General features: G+C 38.4%; 18 protein-coding genes. 8 read left to right on the top strand and 10 right to left on the bottom strand.

The features are described 5' to 3' along the window. Positions 1–75: 75 nt before the first annotated feature. Both ABXT71_RS00880 and ABXT71_RS00875 read right to left on the bottom strand, forming a co-directional pair. Positions 76–1263: a pyridoxal phosphate-dependent aminotransferase gene (locus tag ABXT71_RS00880; protein ID WP_415371921.1), complete on the bottom strand. Its 1188-nt coding sequence runs from the start codon at positions 1261–1263 to the stop codon at positions 76–78. Between the two features lie 6 nt (positions 1264–1269). Then, a complete protein-coding gene (locus tag ABXT71_RS00875) occupies positions 1270–2373 on the bottom strand; it encodes a fatty acid desaturase family protein (RefSeq protein WP_415371920.1) in 1104 nt (367 codons plus the stop codon). Positions 2374–2501: 128 nt separating this feature from the next. On the opposite strand from ABXT71_RS00875, the gene rsmG reads away from it, so the two are divergent. The 7 genes from rsmG (at position 2502) to ABXT71_RS00840 (ending at position 8969) form a co-directional block, all read left to right on the top strand. Further along, complete coding sequence (gene rsmG, locus ABXT71_RS00870) at positions 2502–3131, top strand: 16S rRNA (guanine(527)-N(7))-methyltransferase RsmG (RefSeq protein WP_415371919.1); 630 nt, start codon at positions 2502–2504, stop codon at positions 3129–3131. A 233-nt stretch (positions 3132–3364) separates the two neighbouring features. Further along, positions 3365–4063, top strand: coding sequence for a RadC family protein (gene radC, locus ABXT71_RS00865; RefSeq protein WP_415371918.1), 699 nt, complete (start codon positions 3365–3367; stop codon positions 4061–4063). Positions 4064–4249: 186 nt separating this feature from the next. Then, positions 4250–5461 (top strand): DUF7033 domain-containing protein, encoded by a 1212-nt coding sequence (locus ABXT71_RS00860; protein WP_415371917.1) that lies wholly within the window; start codon positions 4250–4252, stop codon positions 5459–5461. Further along, complete coding sequence (locus ABXT71_RS00855; RefSeq protein WP_415371916.1) at positions 5458–6150, top strand: YjjG family noncanonical pyrimidine nucleotidase; 693 nt, start codon at positions 5458–5460, stop codon at positions 6148–6150. The genes ABXT71_RS00860 and ABXT71_RS00855 overlap by 4 nt, the downstream gene beginning before the upstream one ends. A gap of 41 nt (positions 6151–6191) precedes the next feature. Then, a complete protein-coding gene (locus ABXT71_RS00850; protein WP_415371915.1) occupies positions 6192–6731 on the top strand; it encodes a hypothetical protein in 540 nt (179 codons plus the stop codon). Position 6732: 1 nt separating this feature from the next. Continuing rightward, positions 6733–8148, top strand: a complete 1416-nt coding sequence (locus ABXT71_RS00845; RefSeq protein ID WP_415371914.1) for a DUF5723 family protein — start codon at positions 6733–6735, stop codon at positions 8146–8148. Beyond that, positions 8148–8969, top strand: a complete 822-nt coding sequence (locus ABXT71_RS00840; RefSeq protein ID WP_415371913.1) for a hypothetical protein — start codon at positions 8148–8150, stop codon at positions 8967–8969. The genes ABXT71_RS00845 and ABXT71_RS00840 overlap by 1 nt, the downstream gene beginning before the upstream one ends. Here the strand turns inward: ABXT71_RS00840 and ABXT71_RS00835 are convergent. Then, positions 8966–10243: a replication-associated recombination protein A gene (locus ABXT71_RS00835; protein WP_415371912.1), complete on the bottom strand. Its 1278-nt coding sequence runs from the start codon at positions 10241–10243 to the stop codon at positions 8966–8968. The two genes, ABXT71_RS00840 and ABXT71_RS00835, sit on opposite strands and share 4 nt — an antisense overlap. Positions 10244–10330: 87 nt before the next feature. Here ABXT71_RS00835 and ABXT71_RS00830 point away from each other — a divergent pair, with 87 nt between their 5' ends. Continuing rightward, entirely contained in the window at positions 10331–11131 is an 801-nt protein-coding gene (locus ABXT71_RS00830) for a rhomboid family intramembrane serine protease (RefSeq protein WP_415371911.1), read from the top strand. Here the strand turns inward: ABXT71_RS00830 and rlmB are convergent. The 7 genes from rlmB to ABXT71_RS00795 all read right to left on the bottom strand — a co-directional run bounded on the left by rlmB (position 11121) and on the right by ABXT71_RS00795 (position 23741). Further along, entirely contained in the window at positions 11121–11867 is a 747-nt protein-coding gene (rlmB, locus tag ABXT71_RS00825; protein ID WP_415371910.1) for a 23S rRNA (guanosine(2251)-2'-O)-methyltransferase RlmB, read from the bottom strand. The two genes, ABXT71_RS00830 and rlmB, sit on opposite strands and share 11 nt — an antisense overlap. A 60-nt stretch (positions 11868–11927) precedes the next feature. After that, positions 11928–12470 (bottom strand): hypothetical protein, encoded by a 543-nt coding sequence (locus ABXT71_RS00820; protein WP_415371909.1) that lies wholly within the window; start codon positions 12468–12470, stop codon positions 11928–11930. 12 nt (positions 12471–12482) lie between these two features. Continuing rightward, positions 12483–14072: a SusD/RagB family nutrient-binding outer membrane lipoprotein gene (locus ABXT71_RS00815; RefSeq protein WP_415371908.1), complete on the bottom strand. Its 1590-nt coding sequence runs from the start codon at positions 14070–14072 to the stop codon at positions 12483–12485. A gap of 20 nt (positions 14073–14092) precedes the next feature. After that, a complete protein-coding gene (locus ABXT71_RS00810) occupies positions 14093–17230 on the bottom strand; it encodes a SusC/RagA family TonB-linked outer membrane protein (RefSeq protein WP_415371907.1) in 3138 nt (1045 codons plus the stop codon). 162 nt (positions 17231–17392) lie between these two features. Further along, on the bottom strand, positions 17393–18712 hold the full coding sequence (locus ABXT71_RS00805; RefSeq protein ID WP_415371906.1) for a SusD/RagB family nutrient-binding outer membrane lipoprotein: 1320 nt from the start codon (positions 18710–18712) through the stop codon (positions 17393–17395). Between the two features lie 22 nt (positions 18713–18734). Next, positions 18735–22052 (bottom strand): SusC/RagA family TonB-linked outer membrane protein, encoded by a 3318-nt coding sequence (locus ABXT71_RS00800; protein WP_415371905.1) that lies wholly within the window; start codon positions 22050–22052, stop codon positions 18735–18737. Between the two features lie 198 nt (positions 22053–22250). Beyond that, positions 22251–23741, bottom strand: a complete 1491-nt coding sequence (locus ABXT71_RS00795) for a RagB/SusD family nutrient uptake outer membrane protein (RefSeq protein ID WP_415371904.1) — start codon at positions 23739–23741, stop codon at positions 22251–22253. Positions 23742–23781 lie beyond the last annotated feature (40 nt).

Here is a 23781-nt window from a genome sequence, read left to right as displayed (position 1 = left end):
CCCCCGAAAAGCACGCTCAAAAAAAAAGGTTCGCATTTCTGCGAACCTTTTTTTATACTATCTCATGCGACACAATTAAACCAATGCCGCCTTTATTTGCTTCATCGCTTGTTTGATGTCCTCTTCAGAGGCAGCGTAAGAGATGCGTATGCAATCTGGATCACCAAACGCTTCTCCAGTAACCGTAGCCACATTTGCGCGCTCTAACAAGTAAAGGCTAAAATCTGATGCGGTGTTGATAGGGGTTCCGTTTAGCACTTTTCCGAAGTAAGAAGATATGTCTGGAAACACATAAAAGGCGCCCTCTGGTACGTTCGTCTTAATCCCTGGTATTTCTGCCAGTAAATCTAGAATCATCGTGCGACGCTCCTTAAAAGCATCTACCATATATTTAATTTTACTTGGCGAGTTGTTGAGTGCCACCACTGCTGCCTTTTGTCCTATACAATTAGCACCACTAGTCGCTTGACCTTGCATCTTATTGCAAGCGCGTGCAATCCATTCTGGACCGCCTATGTAGCCTATACGCCAGCCCGTCATCGCATATGCCTTAGACAAGCCGTTTACGGTTACTGTCTGGTCATACATATCTGCAAACTGCGCCATAGAGGCGTGCGCTTCTGTAAAGTTTATATGTTCGTAAATCTCGTCACTAATGATAATGATCTTTGGGTATTTTACCAGCACATCTGCCAGTGCTCTCAGTTCTGCTTTGCTATATACAGAGCCACTTGGATTACAAGGAGAACTGTAGATAATCATTTTTGTTTTTGGCGTAATCGCAGCTTCTAGTTCTTGCGCGGTTACTTTAAAGTCATTGTCAATAGAAGTAGTAATCTCAACGGGTACACCGCCGGCTACTTTTGCAATGTCACTATAACTCACCCAGTATGGAGCAGGGAGTAATACTTCATCACCTTCATTTAATAACACTTGTGCAAGGTTATACAGTGATTGCTTTGCACCGGTAGAAACAACAATCTGATTAGGAGCATAACTCAGGTTATTATCACGTTTAAATTTTGTGATAATCGCCTCTTTAAGGTCTGCATATCCATCTACAGGGGTGTAGGCATGAAAGTTGTCTTTCACCGCTTGAATCGCGGCATCTTTAACAAATTCTGGTACATTAAAGTCTGGTTCGCCAAGGCTTAAACCTATAATGTTTTTTCCAGAGGCTCTTAATTCTCTTGCTTTTGCAGCCATTGCTAGCGTCGCAGAAGTAGCCATGTTGTTTACTCTGTTAGAAAGTCTTTCGTTCATTGTATGTTATGCGGTTAGGGTCGCGGGATTCATACCCATCTGTTTCAGATGTTTAAAATGGGCAATGAGCGCTTTTCGGGTCGTTTTATATTCGTTGTATGGTAAGTTAAACTCTTTTGCAGTACTTTTTACAATTGCTGAAATTTTAGTGTAATGTACGTGGCTAATGTTAGGGAAAATATGATGCTCTACTTGGTGATTAAGACCCCCGGTAAACCAGTTCATAAATTTACTTTTAGTAGAAAAATTTACGGTGGTAAACAATTGGTGTATTGCCCATGAGTTTTTCATCGTTCCAGAAGCATCAGGTAATGGCATGTTAGCCCCTTCTATAACGTGTGCTAGTTGAAAGATGATACTCAGGATCATTCCTGCTACATAATGCATAATGAAGAACCCAATAAGTATTTGCCACCAAGCTGCGCTAAAAAATAACATAGGGATGACAATCCAAATACTAAAATAAATAAGTTTTGTAATTACCAGTGTGATCCATTGCGTAGATGGTTTTGGCATTTTTCCGAAAGCCAATTTGCGCTTTAAAAAACGAGCTGACTGCGTAAAATCTGTAGTAAGCACCCAGTTAAAAGTTAAGAGACCATAAAACAAGACCCCATAAATATGTTGAAATTTATGAAAACGTTTCCAGTCGCTATGTTCGCTAAATCTTAAAATACGTCCCGCTTCTAGATCTTCATCATGGCCGTGAATATTTGTATAAGTATGGTGCAATACGTTGTGTTGCACTTGCCAGTTGTATACATTTCCTGCAAGGATATACATACTACCGCCCATTATTTTATTAACCCATCCTTTAGAAGAATAAGCTCCGTGATTGGCATCGTGCATTACGTTCATCCCAACGCCTGCCATACCAACACCCATAGTGAGGACGCATAGTAAATTTGCCCACCAAGGCATATCGGTAAAAAGTAAAAGAGCGTAAGGCCCTAAGTACATTGCAAACATTGCAATGGTCTTAACGTATAGACGCCAGTTTCCATTTCTAGAAAGATTATTGTCTTTAAAATAAGAGTTAACGCGCTTGTTTAGGGTTCTAAAAAAGATCGCTGACTCGCCACGGGAAAATGTAAGTGTTTTATGATTCAAAATAGGAGGAGTTTAAACATTAATACTATTCGTTAAACAAACGCAAAAATACGTATCTATTACCGAATGGTATTCAATATCAAGTTAAATTTGTAAAAGTTAGGCTATTTTTGCTGCTCAAAACTCTTATGGAACTCATAAACGCCTATTTCCCCGACCTGTCTGAAACGCAAAAACACCAGTTTGCACAACTAGAAGTACTCTATAAAGACTGGAATTTAAAGATTAATGTGGTGTCCCGCAAAGACATCGATGAAATATACGTACGTCATGTGTTACACTCGCTGGGGATCGCAAAGGTGATTACGTTTTTACCAGGATCATCTGTATTAGATGTAGGTACTGGTGGTGGTTTTCCAGGAATCCCATTGGCGATACTTTTCCCTGAAACGCATTTTCATCTTGTAGACAGTATCGGAAAAAAAATCAAGGTGGTTGAAGAGGTAGTCGCAGGATTAGGACTGACCAACGTAAAGGTGACCAACGCCCGTGCAGAAGCTATTGATGCGCAGTATGACTTTATTGTAAGCAGAGCTGTCGCCCAGATGGAAACCTTTGTGAGATGGGTAAAGCACAGCGTGAAGAAGAAGAGCAACCATCCTATAAAAAACGGCATTCTCTATTTAAAAGGAGGTGATCTTACAGAAGAGCTCGCAGCCTTCCCAAAAGCGACTATTTATCCCTTGCCGGTTTATTTTAAAGAAGACTTTTTTGAAACTAAAACTTTGGTGCACGTGCCTTTAAAGTTTAAAGGGTAATTGTCTTCATTTTACTCCAGAAACTCTTTGACGATGGTCTTTTTCGATACTTAAAAAAACCATCCATACTTTTGTTAAAAATTACTAAACCAAAGACCTATAAAATCTTCATCTAGATTATATAGGTCTTTGTCTTTTATGACTCAATAGCTATCGCGAGTACGCATGGATTTTAGTGATTTGGTTGTTTCATTTTTTCATGCCTATCTTTAAGCTTTAACATTTCAGAAATTGTGAAAGAACCTAAGTCCTCATTCTCTATAAAAGACTGGAACGAAGACGATCGTCCTCGCGAAAAGTTGTTGACCCAAGGCAAAGCGGGATTAACAGATGCAGAACTTGTGGCTATTTTAATAGGTAGCGGTAATAGAGAAGAAAGCGCCGTCGCGTTGAGCCAGCGTATTATGGCATCTGCAAATAATAATCTGGACACCTTAGGAAAATTTTCTGTAAAAGAATTAATGCAATTTAAAGGCATAGGCGAGGCAAAGGCTATCTCCATTATCGCAGCATTAGAACTAGGAAGACGAAGAAAAGAAAGCAGACCTGCACAACTCAAGAAAATCACCTCCAGCCAATCTGTTTTTCATATAATGCAACCCATCCTTGGCGATTTGCCTCATGAAGAATTTTGGGTGATTTATGTTAATAATTCTAATAAGGTACTCCGTAAATTGCAGTTGAGCAAAGGCGGTATCACAGGAACACTTGTAGATGTTCGGCTTGCTTTTAAAAGTGCCCTAGAGATAGGAGCTGTCGCGATACTCCTCGTTCATAATCATCCCAGTGGAACTTTAAGGCCTAGTGCCGCAGACAAAAACCTTACTGACAAAATAAAAACGGCTGGCCTCAGCCTGGATGTGAAAGTACTAGATCACATTATTATCACAGAAGATGCGTATTTCAGTTTTGCAGATGAAGGCTTGATGTAGCGAGGTGCGATGTTATATTGTTTGCATCCTGTATTAAAAAAAACAAAGGATTTCTTTTGCGCTACTAGAACTAGTATCTTTGAGTTGTCTATCACTAAATTTTTTTTTCACACATTTATGCTGCTACTATTTACTCAACAAGTTTCGCCACGCATATCCTATGTTTTTAAGCATATATGCACAAGAGTGTTGGGGGTAGAAGTTACGTTTACATCATCTATAGATACGTTTATTGGGCATCAAGGGCCCAAAGCTTCTTATGGTGCCATCTCTTTGGGTAATGAGTTGTTTTTTCAGAGTCAGGGAATTCTGTTAGAGCAAGGCGTAGAGAGCCAAGAGATAACGGTGAGGCCTTGGGAAGAAACCAAGGGCTTTTTTGCTGTAAGTGACCAGAGCGCATTGCCTTTCGATATTTTTGCTGCAAGCTTTTATCTCTTGAGCAGGTATGAAGAATACCTGCCACACGTAAAGGATGCTCTAGGTAGATATCCTAGTAAGGAAAGCTTGGCCTATAAAAATCAATTTTTACAAACCCCTATAGTCGATGTTTGGGCTTTAAAGCTGAAAGCCGTTTTTATAACTACTTTCCCTGATATGGCTTTTGAGAAGAAGGAAAGTGAGAATCATCTTTTTATACAGGCTGAAGAACCTTATAGATATAAGGCCAAAGGTTTTTCACGAACGCTGTTTAGTTATTCGGTAGATTTATTTGGTGGGAGATTTAGAGAGTTATTTAATAGAACGCGCGTAATTTCTGGGATGCGTAGAGATCATTATGATTGTTTTAAATATTTGATCACCGCATCAAAAAACACAAACTACAAGTTATCTTTCTTCTTTTTATTGGGAGAGGCGAGGGAGTATTTAAACGGAGTAACGACCTATAAAAATAAATTTAGGCAAGTCATTAAATACGTAGCAGATTATACAGAGGTTGGGCTGATAATATCAGCAAAGGCTCAAAAAGATGTAGCCATGCTGAAAAATGAAAAGCAGCAGCTAGAAGACATTATTTTACAAGATGTGAGGCTCGCGTATAATGCAGATCAAGTAGTAGATCTGCCGCACGGTTATCGAGAGTTAGTAGAAATGGAAATCGGTCAAGATTTTACTATGTGCTATGCAAACAAGCCTGGTTTTAGAGCTGGAACCTGTACACCATTTTTATTTTATGATTTAGATTTTGAAATCAAGACGCCTTTGATTATCGCCCCAGTGGCCGGTATCTCTTCGTCATTTGATAATTATGAGCAAGAGAAAATTAAGAACATCATTCTTCATTTAAAACATGAAGTGAAGCAAGTGGACGGCCACTTTATTTTGGGACTGAGTAACACCTGCTTCGGAAACGCCAAAGACGGAAAATTCTGGCGTTCAATTTTAACAGAAACACTTTGATAGAAAAAACAACCATCACCGACGTATTTTTTGATCTCGATCACACCTTATGGGATTTCGATAAAAATTCTGCATTAGCTTTTGAAAGGGTTTTTGCAAAACATAATATGGAGCTTCCGCTGGAAGCTTTTTTAAGAGCATATGAACCTATAAACTTTAGGTATTGGGCAGCGTTTAGGGAAGAGCGCGTGACCAAGCAAGAATTGAGACGTGGAAGACTTATTGATACATTTAAAAAACTCGATGTAACATATTCTGTAGCGACCATAGACTTGATTTCTGAAGCTTACATAGATGAGCTGCCAGGTAACAATCATTTGTTGCCGGGAGCTATGGAGCTCTTGGAGTATTTAAACCCTTTATATAATCTTCATATTATCACCAATGGATTTCACGAGGTGCAGCATATAAAGTTACAAAAAAGCGAGATCAATCATTTTTTCAAAACCGTGACGAGCTCTGAAGAAGTAGGCGTAAAAAAACCGAACCCAAAAGTATTTCATAGAGCACTTGAAAAAGCAGGAGTAGCTGCTTCAAATTCTGTAATGATTGGAGATACCTATGGCGCAGATATTATTGGAGCAGAGGCCGCAAAAATGGACACGATATTTTATAATTATAGACAAGAGACCATTCCTTCTCACATAAAAATAGTAGACCATCTTATTGAGATTAAAAATATGTTATAATAATAACAAAGTATTTTGCGTTCTCAAGTAATACCCCTTGAATGAAATTTTTCATCTGCCTATTTCTTTACGCAATTACTATGTCCTTTTTTGGGTGCGTAAAGGATACCGATTTTGACCAACTAGACGCTGTTGTTTTTACTCCAGAGATCGAGCTAGATCTTATTTACTTTGATCTCGATGCTGGCGAATTTTTTGATGAAATAACAAACACAGCGAGATTCACGGTACGAGACACGACGGCTTTAGAATTCTTGGACTCCAATGAGATTACTGGAAGCATTCAGAAAATAGATTTCTTATTTGATTTTAACAATGCCATTCCCAGAACTTTTGAAGTAGATTTTGAGTTTCTAAGGATGGATAATAGCGCGACTTATACTACCGGTACGGTGGTACAACCAGGAACAACAGATAGTCCAACTAATACGCTATTTACTAAAGTAGTAGAAGGAGAAGATTTAAATAGTATCGAGCGCGCATCAAAAGTGGTGGTGAGCGTTACTATACCAGCGGCAGATGCAGCACTCAATGGCAATCTAACCTTGCAGTCTAAGGCAACATATTTTATAGAATATTAATATGATGCGATCGATTCTCACATACAGTGTAGCGGTTCTTGCTACTTTTTCTTCATTGTCACAGAATAAGCAATTGCTCTATGGACTGGAGAATATACCACAATCATTGTTGCTTAATCCTGGCGGAGAGATAGATACGCAAAAGCATTTCGGCATTCCATTTTTTTCTGGCTTCCACTTAAACGCAGGTACTTCTGGAGTCTCTGTATATGATATTTTTGGGAATGATAATGGAGACATCAATACTAAGATTCGCGATAAAATTTCAGAATTAAGTGATAAAGACTTTTTTACAATCACACAGCAACTAGAACTCTTAAACTTTGGGTGGCGTTCACAGGAGGGTACTTATTTCTCAGGGGGATGGTATGGAGAGACAGATTTTATAGCGTACTTCCCTAAGGACTTGGCAGTCTTAGCCACAGAAGGTAATAGAGATTATATTAATGTTCCGTTTGATATTGGGCAAATAAGCGCTAGAGCAGATGCGACATCGGTATTTCACTTTGGTATAAATAAACAAATAAATAGAAAGCTTACCATTGGTGGTCGCGCAAAACTCTATTCTAGTTTAATAAGCCTAAGTAGTACCGGTAATACAGGAACGATAAACACTGTGCCTTCAGAAAATGGTCTAAACATATATGAGCATAGATTAAGCAATATAGATTTCTCTTTTCAAAGTTCTGGTTTAACCTCCTTGACAGAATTGAGTGGAAATAGAACTGGAATTACGACCACAGTAATGGGTCGTTCTTTATTTAGTGGTAATTATGGACTAGGGGTAGACGTAGGTTTTACCTATCAATTAACAGATAAAGTCCGATTGTCTGCCAGCGCCTTAGATATAGGTGCTATTTTTCATGCAACAGATACAGATACGTACCGCATACAGGGCGACTACGCTTTAAACGGGATTGAGTTGGTTTTTCCACCTATCGAGGACGGTGAGTTTACCTTGCCTTATTATAATGACCTAGAAGATGAAATAGAAAGGGAATTGAAACTAGACACGATCTCAAAGTCTTATGTGCAAGCGCGACCGCTTAAGGTACATGCGCAACTAGCGTATAACTTCGGAAATTTTATTGGGGGTTCTGCTTGTGATTGTTTAGAAAAAGGGCGCATCCGTCGTGTAAACGAAATGGGGATACATTTATATGCTATAAAAAGACCGAAGGGGCCTCAAACGGCAGGGACGTTTTTCTATAGAAGAAGATTTGGAACTAACTTTTCTTTAAAAGGAACCTACACCGTAGATTCTTACAGCAAGGATAATATAGGAGCAGCCATGGTGATGGATATTGGTAAATTTAATTTTTACGTTGCAGCCGATACCCTGCTTCGGTATGAAAATCTAGCCAAAGCAAATAGCGTATCTTTACAACTAGGATTAAACTTAAAATGGGATCAATAATGAGAGTAATTTTACTAGTAGCTTTTATTTCGAGTGCAACAATAGGTAGCGCTCAGAGCGGAATAGGGGAGTATGATTTTATAGAAGTGTCAGATAGATTTGAGTTTGTTACTGGAGATAATACATATCAGTTATCTGATATGATGGTATATTATTTTGAAAAAAAAGGGATGAAGGCCTACCGTCAACAGGACAGTCCTAATGTGGCTAAATGTGATGCACTCTATGCAGACATAGAAAAAGGAACGAGTATTTTAAGTTCGAAGCTTGCCATCGTCATAAAAGATTGTAATGATACTGTGATTTTCAGAAGTGAAGAAGGGAAGTCTAAAGTCAAAGCATATGCAAAAGCCTATCCAGACGCCTTAAGAACAGCCTTTAGCACCTTCGCTAAAAGCGATATTAAAATTCCTGAAGTAAGTAAGCCAATGGTTGCAGCTACAAAAGAAGGGAAAGATACATCCATGGATAACGTGCTTGTTACAGTGACAGATACACAAAAAGAGGTGGTCCTTATTAAGGCGGAAGAAACAGCGACCAGTGCTGCTATTGTTCAAATTCCGGAAACAGCTTTTTCTAATTATGAGCTCAACGGACAATCGTATTTACTCAAAAAAGCACCCATAGGGTTCACCTTATTTCTTACACAAGAAGGCAATGATACTTTTATTAAAGTAGGGGATATTGCGATTACTACAGGCGCGTCATTTACGATGGTAGATATCTACGGCGAAACTAAAATGGGACGTTTTAATACCAAACAAGATCTGGTTATCCAGTTAGCCAATGGCGACGAAATTTTGTACGTCAAGCAACTTTAGAAAGAATACTTATCTTTCCAAAGACCTTTTAAATACGTTTTTAATTGAATCTCTTTGCTGTTATTGCCTGGTTCATAAAAAGAAGTTCCAGTAATCTCTTCAGGTAAAAACTCGTGGGCGGTAAAATTACCTTCATAGTTGTGCGCATAGGCGTACGCTTTACCATAGCCCAGTTCTTTCATTAACTTTGTAGGTGCATTTCTAATAGACAAGGGGACAGATAAGTCTCCTGTCTGTTTTACTAATTGCTGCGCCTTGTTGATTGCCATATAAGAAGCATTGCTCTTGGGTGAAGTAGCAAGGTAAATGGTGCATTGACTCAAGATGATTCGCGATTCTGGATGTCCAATGACACTTACAGATTGAAAAGTAGCATGTGCCATCAATAAGGCATTTGGGTTTGCGAGACCAATATCTTCTGAGGCAAGTATAAGAAGTCTTCTTGCAATAAACTTTACATCTTCACCTCCTTCTATCATTCTGGCCAACCAATAGACAGCTGCATTGGGGTCACTTCCTCTTATAGATTTTATAAATGCCGAAACGATATCATAATGCTGTTCTCCGGTTTTGTCGTATAACACCGTATTTTTCTGAACTTTAGACATCACAAGATCATTTGTGACTGTAACTTTTTCTGTGCCTTCAGACAGAATGACAAGTTCTAGCATGTTAAGTAACTTCCTGGCATCACCCCCAGAGAGTCTTAATAAGGCTTCCGTTTCTTTTAAAATAATATTCTTTTTCTTGAGTATGGTGTCTGTTACCAAGGCTCTGTCTAGTAATTGATTTAGGTCGTCTTTCGAGAATGATTTTAAGATGTATACTTGACATCTTGACAAAAGTGCGGGGATCACTTCAAAACTCGGGTTTTCTGTCGTGGCACCTATCAAGGTAATCCATCCTTTTTCTACGGCGCCTAGCAAGGAGTCTTGCTGCGACTTACTAAACCTATGTATCTCGTCAATAAAGAGAATAGGGTTCTTTGTAGTGAAGAGTCCGTCACCTTGTTTTGCTTTAGCGATTACTTCACGTACTGCAGCAACACCACTATCTATGGCGCTTAGTGTGTAAAAGGGCCGGTCCGATGTTTCTGCAATGATAGATGCCAAGGTTGTTTTGCCAGTTCCGGGAGGACCCCAGAATATCATAGAAGAAAACACGCCTGTTTTAATTTGCGATGCTAATGATCCTTCTTTACCCACAAGGTGTTGCTGGCTTAGGTACTCTTCTAAGGTTCTCGGTCGTATACGTTCTGCTAATGGTGTGCTCACTTTGTAAAATTACGATTATTGATGCAGAGCAAGGCTGACATTTTATCATAAAATATATTTTGGGCTTGTTTTTGACTATATTGATGTATGCAGCGACAAAATGCCCTTGTTTTTACTCCTTCTGTAATCTTGTATCCTATCCTGTTTGTCTTGGGTATGTGGATCGTATTTTGGGCAGAAATCAGATTTCATTTAGATCTAAATCACTGGGGGGTTCTCCCAAGAAGTATTTTAGGATTGCGCGGTGTTTTGTTCTCTCCTTTTATACATAGTAATCTGGAGCATTTATTTAGTAATACGATGCCGATGCTCGTGCTTTCTACCGCCTTGTTTTATTTTTATCAAAAAGACAGATGGAGAATTCTCTTGTTAGGTGCACTTCTTACTGGTGTACTCACGTGGACAATTGCACGTCCAGCCTATCACATCGGGATGAGCGGCGTGATCTATATGCTCACCGCATTTTTATTCTTTAAAGGCATTTTTAGCAAGCAATACCAGCTCACAGCATTGGCTTTTGTGGTTGTGTTTCTGTACGGAAGTTTAGTATGGTATGCCTTTCCGGGTGGAGATCCACGGATCTCTTGGGAAGGTCATTTGTCAGGATTTGTTGTAGGGCTTGGCTTATCACTCTTGTTTAAGCAAAACCCAATTGAAAATAAAAAGTATCAATGGGAAGATCCAGATTTTAGTCCAGAGGATGATCCATTTTTAAGACAGTTTGATGACTTCGGAAATTTTATAGACCCGATACCTGATACCGAAATTGAGATAGAAGCCCTAGGCGAGAATCAAACTGAACAGATGACGAGTTCAGAAAATTTTGGCACAAAAAAAATAAGGTACATCTATAAATATAAGCCGAAGGATCTCGGGTCTAAAGAGTAGTCATTCTTTGTCTCACTACTTCATAGAGCATAGCGCCACAAGCCACAGATACATTAAGAGAATTGATCTCACCTAATACGGGTAAGGAAGCTTTTTGATCTACAAGTTGCAAAACAGACTTAGATACGCCACGACCTTCAGAACCCATAATGATGGCTAAAGGTGCAGTTAGTGTTAAGTCATATACTGTTTTTTCAGTCTTCTCAGTAGCAGCGATCGTTGTAATTCCAGAACCTTGTAAGTAAAATATGGCATCTTTTATATGATCTACTTTTACAATAGGGATATTAAAAATAGCACCTGCTGAGGTTTTTACGGCGTCCCCAGATACAGGAGCTCCACCTTTTTTCTGAACAATCACAGCGTGTACACCTGTACATTCTGCCGTTCTAAGAATCGCACCAAAGTTACGGACATCACTAATCTGATCTAGAATAAGAAATAAAGGAGTAGTGTCTGCTTCTAGTGTCTTTTCTACAATCGTCTCGAGGTCGTGAAAGGCGATAGGGGATATAAGGGCTACAATCCCTTGATGATTTCCTTTGGTCAACTTGTATAGCTTCTCCTCCGGAACTTGAGAAATAGATACATTCTGTTTCTCAAGGTCAGCTACTAGCTGCTCTATTTTAGGGTTGTTTATATCCTTCTGGACATAAACCTTATCAAAAATTATTTCGGCCGCTAGGGCTTCTTTAACTGGATATATTCCAAATACGGTACTCTCTCTTTTGCTCATAAAAAAAACCGCTACTCTATAAGTAGAGTAGCGGCGCAAAATTACTAAATTTTTATTTGCTTATTGGGCTAAAGGCCACTCATAAAAATAAGCGTGTCTTTCATAGGCCAAAAAGTCTTCAAAAACAGAAGGGTCATCTACGATATTTCCGTCTGCATCAGCACTTCTTCCTCTAAAGTAAACACTTCCCGTCTCAAGATCTGTAAGAGGAACATTTAATGCTGCTGCTATCGCTGCTTTCGTAAAAACTAATTCTGTTGGGAACGATGTAATTGTTGCTACCAATACATCAGTATCGAGTGGTGCAGAAGCGTCATCATTATCAAAGCCTACAAACACCTTGTGATCTGTAATGTTTGGATCTTGAGCATCATAGGCAATACGTATTTGAGTACCTTCTTCTTCTGCTACAATTGAGAATCCCCAAAAGTTATTCCCTACGATCTCGTCTAAATCTTCATTTCTATCTTGGATAGCTACGTAAGGATAGTTTGTTAAGTCGTTAAAAACTTCATCTCCAAAAGATGATTCATCACTTTCACAACCTACGAAAAATGTTGCGGTGATCATTGCTGCAATACATATGCTTAAAATTTTTTTCATAATATTGTTTTTTTAAAAGTCTAAATTGAATGAAGTTCCTTCTGCCCACCAAACTTTAACACCTACAGATGATTTTTGAACAGCATCTGTGTTATTGTTATTGTTGATGTAGTTAGAAGGATATAACATAGAGTTTGTGAACGTTCCTGGGTTAGGGGCAATCGATGGCGCCATATCTGCAGGAAAACTAGTTCTTCTAAAGTTATTGTACACTTCTACACCATTACCCCAAGCTGCCTTGTAGTATTCACTGATAATAACATTTAATTTGCCGCTCGGGTTTGAAGCAGCATCAAATGCAGTTCCTACACTATCGATATACGCTTGTATCTCTCCAGCAGTAGGCTCGTTGTCTGCGCCATTGGCACCTCCTTGAAAACCAGTTACTTTATCCATGGATGCAGTAACACCAGCTATTAGAGCATTTCGTGCTGCACCAGCGTTATTGTTAAGTGTTAACTGGGCTTCTGCAAGTAAAAATTGTGTGAATGCATGTGTCATTATTGGAGATATACCTGCACCGGCAGCTCCCATCGTACCAGAAGTAGCTCCAGTAGTACCATCGTTATATTTACCACCTGCAGGGTATAAACCGTGCACCGTGATAAGCGGATAATCTGATGCTACAGAAGGGCCTGCGTCTCCGTGAGCTCTACCTTCAAAACCATTTCCGCCAGCTGGAGGATATTGAAATGGATCTGCTCCATCTTGTTGATAAAAGTAATAGTTGAATCTTGGGTCGCCATCCATTCTAGACAACATAGCGTTAGACATATATGTGCCAGCACCACCTACATACTGTGCTTGAAACAATGGATGTCTGCTTTCTGGCTCTGCAGAAGTTGACCATTTAAACTCAAAATCTCCGGAGTTGCTAGAAATAAAATCTGCTCCATTGATTACGGCATTTGCTTCAGTTGCTGCGTTACTGTTGTTCAATCTCGATGAAACTGCAATCTTAAGCAATAAAGAATTTGCTAATGCCTTCCATTTGTTCATATCGCCGTTAAAGTATAAGTCACTTGCAAGATCAACACTGCTAGTTCCATTTATTTTGACAATAGCGTTTAATAACAATTCTCTGGCTTGTGCATAAACTGATTCTCCACTATCTCTACCTGGATCAAAATTATCACTCCCTTGAAGTGCTTCTGAAAAAGGAATATCACCAAACGTATCAACTAGAGTTACGACGGTATATGCTTCTAAGATTTGCGCTGCGGCAATGTAATTATTAGCGTTTACAACATCTGTTTCTATTTCTGCGGCAATAACCTTTAGTTGCTTGGTTTCATTTAATAAATTAGCGTAAGCTCTTATCCAAGCACCATCAAAAGAACCTGCGTCATACTGACTCGCATAAAAAGGCGAATTACGCATTAACTCCATTCTAGAAACTGTAGCTTCTTGAAATTGTAAGTTTTGGAAAAAACTAACTAATGCTATTTGGTTTGAGTTAAAAAGAAACTCAATGTTTGCGTCATTAGCGGTAAGTTGGTTAGGGTCTTCCGTAAGATCTGTTTCTATTGTTTCACAAGAAACAACAGCGAAGAGTGTTGCAACCACTGCTACACTTTTCAATATGTTCATATATTTTGTCATAATTTGATTGTTTATTGTGATTAAAATGATGCTTTTACATTGAATCCTATTCTTCTAGATGATGGGCTTGTTCCACCTTCTATACCAGCACCGTTACTATTAACGCCTGTTCCAATAGAGTTTGGATCAAGATTTAAACCATCTGGTGTATTGATCGCATTATAGTATAAATTTTCACCAACAAGCGATATGGAAAACTTCCCAAATGGAGTCTTGTCTAGCGCCTTGTCTGTAAAAGTATATGTCAATGCTAATTCTTGAAGTCTAATAGTAGAACCATCATAGATTCCTATTTCGTCTGCACCATTATTATATTCATTGAAAAATGCATCTCCCGCAGAAATAACAATATCATTTTCAGATTCTGTAATAGTGTTATAACCAGGTAAAACATATCCTACATTTTGAAGGTTGTCTGTATCTGTTGTTAAACCTCTACCTAGAAGGCTGCGTGCCGTTGTAGAATAGATTGCTCCACCTTGACGGTATTGTAAGTTACCTGTTAGAGATAAGCTCTTATATTGTAAAGCTGTAAAGAAAGATCCTACCCAGTCTGGGTTAGGGTCGCCTAAAATTTCAGCATCGGTAGCAATTTCATATTGTCTACCATTAGTCAATAACTGACCAGCTTCATTTGTTGCAACCACAGAACCTTTTATAACTCCTACTGGCTGACCTTCAATTAAGTAATTACCTAAGTCACCACCAGCGTCTGTGAACCTAAATTCATCTACATCTAGATCTGTTACTTCAGAGTCTGTAGCGGTCCAGTTCCCACCAATATCCCAAGAAAAGTTTTCAGTTTTAATAACGGTTACATTCATCTCTAATTCAATACCACTCGATTCAAACTCGTTCACGTTCAGCGGGCTGTCCGTAAAACCAGTAGCAGGGTCTAGTTCTCTATTAAAGATTAAGTCGGTTGTTTTCTTAGTATAATAACTAGCGTCTAAAGACACTCTGTTTTTAAATAATTTTGCTTCAACACCAAATTCTATTTCAGTAACAAGTGCAGGTCCTAATTCTGAGTTTGCAAGGTTGTTACTTACAGAATCTGTGTTAATCACATCACCGTTCGCTGCGACAAATGCATTTGCCGTAGAGCTAAGTAGTTGTGTGTTAGGATATCTATTTCCTCCTGGAATATCAAATATTGCCGAACTACCGTAACCAGCTCTAAGCTTTAAATATGTCAATGCGTCACTTTTTAAACCTTCAAAGGCAGCTGTTGGGATAAAAGATAAACCAAGGCCCGGGTAGAACTGTGAGTTGTCTACATAGTTTGAAGTCCAATCATTTCTAGCAGAAGCTGTCAAGTATAAATATCTATCTATGTCAAATGTAAGTTGTGTAAACACCCCTGGTCTGTTAATTGCATATTCATTAGAGAATCCAGCACTCGCAGCAAAAAAACCGTGTTGGTCGCGACCAAAAACTGTTTGCTCCGTACTTGAAGATCCTTCAAGGCTCTCTTCATTTCTAAAAACATCTGCACCACCATTAATTCCAAACCCAAAGAAGTCATCCTTAAATCGTGTTTCATAGTTTAAGATTAATGTGTGATTGGTATACACTTGTCTTCTTGTAGATGTTGTTAAGCCTCCCGTAATGTTCGATGCATCTGTGCTTCCTCTATTGATGAAAGTTCTTCTTTGCTCAATACTTGTATCTAGTCCATATCTGTAGGTTGCAGTAAACTTATCGTTAAAAGCATATGTAGCAGAAATCTGTCCGTAAGTACGATCTACTTCTTCATCGATTTTTGAGTTATTCACGTACCAATATGGGTTAGAGGCTCCTGATGCATTCTGGAAGTTAATCTCTCTACCATCTAATGGATGTTGTGAAGGGAAACCTGCTAAATCAATACTTCTTGGTGTATTCAATAAACCAGTAAATATTGGTCCCGTGAAAGGGGATGTGAAGTCTGTATTAGAATAATTTAAAGTAGTTGAAACTGAAAACTTATTTGATAAGTTGGCATTTCCACCTAAAGAAATAGAGTTTCTACTAAGATTGTTGCCAGGTAAAAAACCTTCGTCAGCTAAATTTCCATAAGATACATTGTACCCTACATTCTCAGAGCCACCGTTGACGGCAACGTTAATGTTCTTAACGACTCCAGTTTTAAAGAAATTTTCTTGTGATTTGTAGTTTTTGTAATCAACTCTTGCGTCTTCCTGGTCAGGAAAACCATCAACAAAAACAGGGCTGTTAAGTGCATAAGGATGCGATGTTTGTCCTAAAGAGTCAATATTACCGTGATCTGTTCTGCCAAATGTAGCTCCCCAGTTACCAAAAAAGTTATAGTAAGCATCGTAATACCCTTGTCCTCTTTGATTCGTAAAATCTGGAAGTGAAGCAATCTCATTAACAAACGTTGATGCGGTTACTGTTACTTCAGTCTTTTTATTTCTATTTCCACCTAGTTTCCCGGCTTTTGTTGTGATCACAATAACACCATTACGACCATCAGAGCCATAAAGTGTAGCAGCGTTTAAGCCTCTTAGCACATTTACGCTTTCAATATTGTTTGGGTCGATATCCAATGATCTACTAGTACCAGAAAATCCAGAACCGTTAGTCTGAGAGTTAAAACGAACCCCATCAACGATGTAAAGTGGCTGGTTGTCTCCTGTTGTAGAAATACCTCTAATGTTAATACTAGAACCAGCTCCAGAAAGTCCACTTGCGTTAATTACATTAACACCGGCAGCTTTACCGCGAAGAATTTTAGTGATATCACCGTTCGCTTTATTTTCTAAATCTTCAGAACTTAAAGCAGTTACAGCATACCCTAATGCTTTCTTTTCCTTTTTAATACCTAAGGCGGTTACAATTACTTCATCAAGTTGTGCAGCATCTTCATTTAGCGATACTGTTATTGAATTAGTTGCTGCTGTTACGGCAAATTCTTGTGAAAGAAAACCAATATAACTAAATATTAAAGTTTGACCCACGGCAGATTTGATAGTATAGTTACCGTCAAAATCAGATTGTGTTCCTGTTGATGTGCCTTTTACCAAAATGTTTACACCTGGAAGTGGAAGGCCACCACTATCTTGAACGAGACCCGTTACAGTTTTCTCTTGTGCTAGACCTATAGAGGCAGAAAGCATAAAGAATAATCCTATAACATAATAGAACGTTGTTTTCATATTAATTTTTTGATTATTGATTTAATAGCAAAAATGCTAATAAATTGTTAATTATACAATGATGTGGTCATAAAAATCGAGCGAGGCGCTGTAGGATATTTTAGAAACAAAAAAATGGCTATCCGAAGACAGCCATTTTGAATAAAAATTATTTACCTAAATCTATTGATTAACAGGTGTTGGTGTAAATAAGCCAGGGAAATTTGCTGGAGCATTTGGATTTGTATCAGATTCTATCTGAGGGTATAGGAAACGTTGTGGTAATTGATTACCCGTTTTTACTCTCACTCCAAGTGCATTGTTCGTTCTTGATAAATCATGGAACGTAGATGATGAAGGGTAAATAGTTATATACTTCTCTTCAAGGATGTGGGTTAAAAGTGCGTTTCCACTTGCAGTAGAAGCTGGAAAACCACCACCATATTCAGTACCTAGTTGCGTACGTACTGCATTTAATGCACTTCTTGCAGCCCCATCACCTGAGGTTCTGAAAGCAGCCTCTGCAGCGATTAACCTTGTTTCATGCCAAGAGATAAGAGGTAACGATGCATCTACAGCAAAAATACCGTCTTCAGCCAAATTATAGTCACCGTCAGCATCATAATAGAAGGCGTAGCGTGCAGCTTCTCCAGGTGTAGCTAATTGTCTAGCAACTGGTCCACTTGGGTCTACTAAGTCTTCAAGGTACGAATTTAATGGAGTTGTGTTATCAGGTCGTGATAATACTGCAAAATTCCAAAAAAGGTTTTGTGCACCAGTAGCATCAGCATGTACAGTATTCCATCCACCAGTTGGAGAAGAGATACCTGCATTTGCTTCTGATAAAGCCATTGGGTAGTTTTTAGCATTCAAGAAATAACGCGCTTTCAAAGAGTGCGCTACTTGACCAAGGTTAGAAGTACTAATAGTACCTCCGCTTGGATCAGAAATGTATTGGTTAGCTGTTGAAGCATTCGCAACAACCTCAGATAGTAATTCCTGAACGTGGTTAAATACCATCGCTTGGCTGTCATATGTTGGTGCGTCAGACTCTCCTACAGCTTCTGAATCTGGTACATCACCAAATGAAGTAGCTAGTTCGCCTAATTGGTATGCCTCCAATAAAGAAGCATAACCTAAACCGTCAACGTCTCCTTCTTCAGTGGCTTGTCCTTTTGCAATACGTGCGTGCGTGATCCCTTCAGAGTATAGATTACTCCATAGTGCATCAAAGTCATCTGGCGCATACGTATACTGTTCGTATCCTATCCATTGCGCGTCAATTCCAGTGATGTAATTTGCATTGATACCTCCGTATCTTGCTGCATCACTTTCTGCAAGGTAAGCAGAAACTATTTCTGCTTGATTAATTAAAGCTAGAGTGGAAGCAGTCCCCACTGTATTTGGATTGTCCTCTAAATTAGGACCACTTAGGATTTGCGTACATGAAGTTGCTAACAACCCCGCGGCAAAAACTATCAATATATTTTTAAATGTTTTCATATGTATTGAATTTGTTTTTTAATTATAGTCCTATACGAACAATAAATGAATATGAACTAGTTGATGGATTTGTAAAATACTCTAATCCACGCCCTTTAGAAGCACCAGTCAAGTTATTGTCAGGGTCAAATCCTTCGATGTCAGACCAAGTGATTAAGTTACGTCCAGAGATGCTGATATCTAAAGAGCGCATTCCGATTCTCTTAGCTGCTTTATTTGAGAACGAATAACCTAATGTTAATTCTCTTAATTTTACATAAGATGCATCTTCAATATAGGGCTCAGTAGCTCCGTTAAAACCAGATCCAGTTCCACCGTTATAGTATGCTTGATCTAATAACACAGTACCAGCTCCAAAATCTTCTAGATTACCACGAACCGTATAAGATCCATCGTCATTCTGTTGTGCGTTAGGTAGATCTTGAATCGCCGTACCTTGATAGTTTACAATAGTAATTGCTTCTTCTGCAGAAACAGTAACTTCATTAGCAGTTTCTTGTGAAACACCAAAGTGATTTAATACACCACGAGTTCCATTCCAAACGTCGTTACCTTGTACTGCATCAAATTGTGCAGACAATCTAAAGTTTTTATATTCAATAGTAGTACCAAGTCCTGCTCTCCATTCTGGGTTAGGATCACCTAATACTCGATCAGGAGTAGCACCAGTTGGATCTAATTGAGGAAAACCAAAGTCGTTAAGAATTAGTTCGCCTGAGTCTAAATCTCTATAAAGCGGGCTACCATATATTACTGAGAAAGGAGATCCGTCTACTACACTAGCAGCAGATCCTGTAAATCCATTAAGCGTGTCAATTACATCACCTTCTTCTGTATCAGGTCCAGTAACTAAATTTTCATTCATACTGTAGTTAGCGTTTATAGTCCATTTAAAATTGTCACTATTTACAAGAGTTGCAGAGATATCTGCTTCAATACCTTTGTTGGTAATATTTGCTGCATTAGATAAAAGACTTGTAAATCCTGTAGCAGGAGATACTAATCTTCCAATAATTACATCTTCAGTTTCTCTGTCATAATAAGTAAAACCAGTGCTTACTCTATTATTGAAAAACTTAAGGTCTGCACCAACTTCAACTTCTTTAACACGTTCAACTAATAGGTTAGGATTTCCTTGTTGATTTGCTCTTGAAGTAGCACCACCAAGGGAAGCTCCATTTAAAGAATCACCCCAAGAAGAACTAACTCCTCCACCGATATTAAAATCAGTAGAAAGTGAGTAGTTTAATGGCGCAACAGCAACTTCACCGTAAGACGCTCTTAGTTTACCAAAACTTAAGAAATCACTTTCTCCAATTGCTTCTGTAAATTTCCATCCCAAAGCAAGACCAGGGTAGTAAAAATTTTGATCTGGCAATGTTGAAGATTGATCCACACGACCAGAAGCTTGTATTAATATTTGATTAAATACTTCAAAATCAAGTACTGCATACGTACCAACCTGTCTAGAATACGAGTAGCTATCACGGATTGAAATGTCTTCAGGTAAACCATTAGAAAGATCTATAAGGTCGTTTAAATCAATATCTGAAACTTGAAACCGAGATAGTGTTCCGCCAACTTGCTCTAAAGACCTTTCTTCATACGTAGCTCCTAATACCCAGTTAAAGGTAAAGTCTTCCGATATTGCGTGATTAGAGTTTATAAAAGCTGTTAAGTACTGCGAGTTAGAGAAAATGTGATTAGAATCAAAAAAACCTGCACCTGAACCTTGATTCGTTGCAGAGTTTACAGGGAAAAACTGTTCTCTTTTATCTCTATATGTATCTACGTTATAACGGGCTGTAACAGACATGTTATCATTAAACTTGTATGTTAACTCTGGCGTTATTAAGAAACGGTCTACAGAAGTTGTGTTAGATTGCTCTTTTGCCGTCCATAAAGGGTTGTTATATGTTGGGATTGGCCCTAAAAAGTTTCTGTAACCACGTTGTGCGTTAAGAGTAGGTTGTCCTGCAGCGTTATAAGCTGTTCCAATATAAGCACTGTTATCAAAATCTGCAGGTGTACGAAGGTAACCCAAGTAAAGACCGTTTAGATTTGAACCAAACTGAACTTGATCTGCAGTTGTCTTAGTGTAGTTGGCAGAGATTCTACCTGATAATTTTTCATCAAACTTGGTAGAGTTGTTAAAACGGAAAGAACGTCTGTAGTAATCAGATCCTCCTCTAATTACACCGTTTTGTTTCCAAGAGTTTGCACTAATATAGGTGCTCCCATTCTCAGTTGATTTTTGAAGACTCAAACTGTTTTCGAAAGAGTAGCCTGTTCCTAAAATTGCATCACGGTTAGATTTTACATAAACCGCTTGTGAATTTTTGTCTACTGATCCATCAACTCTATCTGCGTAAGGATAATATACTCTCCCGTCTCTAGATTCAAAACGTTGGTTTCCTATTATAACACCATCTGCTGCTCCAGAACGATCAGAGATTTTGTCACCATAAGAAGTAGAGGCAGATTGGTCATATGCACCATTGTTACCTTGACCAAACTTAGTTTGTAAATCCCATTCTCTATTTACAGTATCAACATACATTCCAGTTTTATAGTCTAATGACCAAGAAGATCCTGAAGATTTACCCGTTTTAGTTTCTATTACTATTACACCATTTGCAGCACCTGTTCCATATATAGCAACTGCTTGAGCTCCTTTATAGATTTGTATACTTGCGATATCTTCTGATGCAATATCATTCAATCTTGATTGTTCTGTTACACCATCTACACCACTTTCAAAGTTACGGTTATCGATTAGTACTCCATCAAGTACAATTAAAGGCTCATCAGAACCACTTATACTGTTCGCTCCACGAATCTGGATGTAAGCCCCAGCTCCTGGATCACCTGAACTCTTAGTTATGTTCACACCAGATGTTTTACCGGCTAGACCTTGTAAAACTCCAGATTCACCTGAACGTGTAACTGCTTCAATAGGAACTAAAGTGGCAGAAGAGAGGTCATCCTCCTTCTTACGCTTAAGACCAATAGCATTTACAATAACCTCTCCTAAGGCTTCAGCATCAGGTTCCATAGCTATACTAATAACATTAGATCCGGCAGTAACCGGTCTGCTAGCTGTAGTGTAGCTTAAGTAACTAAAGACAAGTGTTTGTCCTACGCTTGTGTTTATGGAGTAATTACCATCAAAATCAGATTGTGTACCGTTAGAGGTGCCCTCAACGATTACATTTACCCCTGGTAGGGGAAGGCCGTTTTCATCGGAGACCGAGCCGGTTACTGTTGTTTGTTGTGCCATCACTAATTGTGATGAAATCAACAAAAACATACTAAAAATTCTAAGTATTGTTGTTTTCATAAATTGTTAATTAATAAATTGTTAATTAATTGTTAAGTCTTACAAAAATGGTGAATAAATATGTGAATTCAAATTTATAGCGTCATTTAAATTTGTTAATGTTTAGAATAAATAGTTATTAATTGATAAATAATCTACAACAAAAAAAAAGATGGCTCCATTAAGAGCCATCTTTTTTAAGGAATGTGTTATTAAAAATTAATAACCAGGATTCTGTTGGATATTATCGTTAGCATCTAATTCTACAATTGGAATTGGTACAGTAAACAAGTTACTGCTTAAAGCTAAATCACAAGCATTTAAAGCTATGCAATCAATAGGATCTCTATCAATTCCTCTTCCGGCTCTAGCGCCTAAACGCTTTAAATCTTTATATCTATGTCCTTCAAACAATAATTCTAACCTTCTTTCATCCATCACGGCAGCTAACGCTTCTTGTGTAGAAGCGAAGTTCGGTGCTGGTTGATCAGAACCAAAACGAGCATCTCTTAATTGATCAATTAAAGCTTCAGCCCCAACTAGATCATTCATAGATGCTCTTGCTTCTGCCGCAATTAATAACATTTCAGAAGACTTAAAGATTTTTAAATCATTCATTAAGTTTTGACCGTCTTTACCTGGATACTTTCCAATAACTAATACGTCAGTTCCTAAAGGATTTGAGCTAGTTTGATAATTAGGATCGATTATAGATGTAGGATGAACATTTACTGAGTAACGCACATCATCAGTACTAAACGCGTTAAATACGGCTCTACCCATTTCAAAATATGGTGAACCATTTATTGTAGCGTTTACAAAAGCATAATTTGCTCCAGCCCATCCGCCAGCGAATGCACTACCAGTAGCACCTTGTCCATCGTATGAGTCACCTATAGTTCGGCTTAATTTAAATATTATTTCAGTGTTATCTAAATCGAGATACATATCAGTGTATTGAGTTTGATTAGCGATACCGTATGCTCCTAGTAATTCAGTAGCAAGGGTATTGGCAGTACTATAATCCTGTCTGTATGCCGCCATTCTAGCTCTTAGCGCCTTAACAAAGTCTCTACTTACAAACACTGCATCAGCTTGATTAGAAAGCAAGCCATTAGCAAGATTCAAATCTGAGGTTATTGAAGCATAAATCTCACCATTGGTATTACGTGGTAATTTTTGCTCGGTTTGAGGTACAAAGTCTAGCAATATTGTTGCCAATGTTGAGTCATCAGTGTAATCTGCAGACAAGTAAGATAATAATTCAAAATGAGCATAAGCTCTTAGGGCGTATGATTGTCCAAGAATGTCATCATATTGTGCCTGTTCTCCTTCACCAATTTCTATTCCTTCTGCACCGGCGATAACACGATTCACTGAATTTAAAGCAGCATTGTTATTAAGCCATAAAGCTGCTGGAAATGCACTTCCTGCATTGAGGACGAATGCGGTGTCACCGTTAGCGGTACCTTGACCTCCACTATCTGCTCCTACAGAAATTTCGTCTGTAAAAACTGAGTTAAATTGAATTTGTTGCGTGTGGTCGAAATTATCATATGCTCCTAAGAGCCCTAATTGTAAGTCTCCAACAGTTATGAAAGCCGCATCTGAGTTTAAGATACCTACTTGCGTAATTTCGATAGCATCAGTACAGCTGGTAAAGCCTATAGATGCCAGCACAAATACTGCGATATATTTTATTTTTTTCATTGTAATAAATATTATATTGTTAATAATAAACTAAAGTGAT

Origin of the sequence: Patiriisocius sp. Uisw_047 (genome assembly GCF_047730165.1) — a bacterium.
Lineage (GTDB): Bacteria > Bacteroidota > Bacteroidia > Flavobacteriales > Flavobacteriaceae > Patiriisocius.
Note: the sequence above shows the minus strand (reverse complement) of the source record. Positions and strands in the feature narration are given on the sequence as shown.

Coding starts and splice junctions, on each gene's coding strand:
- ABXT71_RS00830 (WP_415371911.1), top strand. CDS start 10,331: ATGCAGCGACAAAATGCCCTTGTTTTTACTCCTTCTGTAATCTTGTAT.
- ABXT71_RS00820 (WP_415371909.1), bottom strand. CDS start 12,470: ATGAAAAAAATTTTAAGCATATGTATTGCAGCAATGATCACCGCAACA.
- ABXT71_RS00810 (WP_415371907.1), bottom strand. CDS start 17,230: ATGAAAACAACGTTCTATTATGTTATAGGATTATTCTTTATGCTTTCT.
- ABXT71_RS00815 (WP_415371908.1), bottom strand. CDS start 14,072: ATGACAAAATATATGAACATATTGAAAAGTGTAGCAGTGGTTGCAACA.
- ABXT71_RS00840 (WP_415371913.1), top strand. CDS start 8,148: ATGAGAGTAATTTTACTAGTAGCTTTTATTTCGAGTGCAACAATAGGT.
- rsmG (WP_415371919.1), top strand. CDS start 2,502: ATGGAACTCATAAACGCCTATTTCCCCGACCTGTCTGAAACGCAAAAA.
- ABXT71_RS00805 (WP_415371906.1), bottom strand. CDS start 18,712: ATGAAAACATTTAAAAATATATTGATAGTTTTTGCCGCGGGGTTGTTA.
- ABXT71_RS00795 (WP_415371904.1), bottom strand. CDS start 23,741: ATGAAAAAAATAAAATATATCGCAGTATTTGTGCTGGCATCTATAGGC.
- ABXT71_RS00850 (WP_415371915.1), top strand. CDS start 6,192: ATGAAATTTTTCATCTGCCTATTTCTTTACGCAATTACTATGTCCTTT.
- ABXT71_RS00845 (WP_415371914.1), top strand. CDS start 6,733: ATGATGCGATCGATTCTCACATACAGTGTAGCGGTTCTTGCTACTTTT.
- ABXT71_RS00800 (WP_415371905.1), bottom strand. CDS start 22,052: ATGAAAACAACAATACTTAGAATTTTTAGTATGTTTTTGTTGATTTCA.
- rlmB (WP_415371910.1), bottom strand. CDS start 11,867: ATGAGCAAAAGAGAGAGTACCGTATTTGGAATATATCCAGTTAAAGAA.
- ABXT71_RS00880 (WP_415371921.1), bottom strand. CDS start 1,263: ATGAACGAAAGACTTTCTAACAGAGTAAACAACATGGCTACTTCTGCG.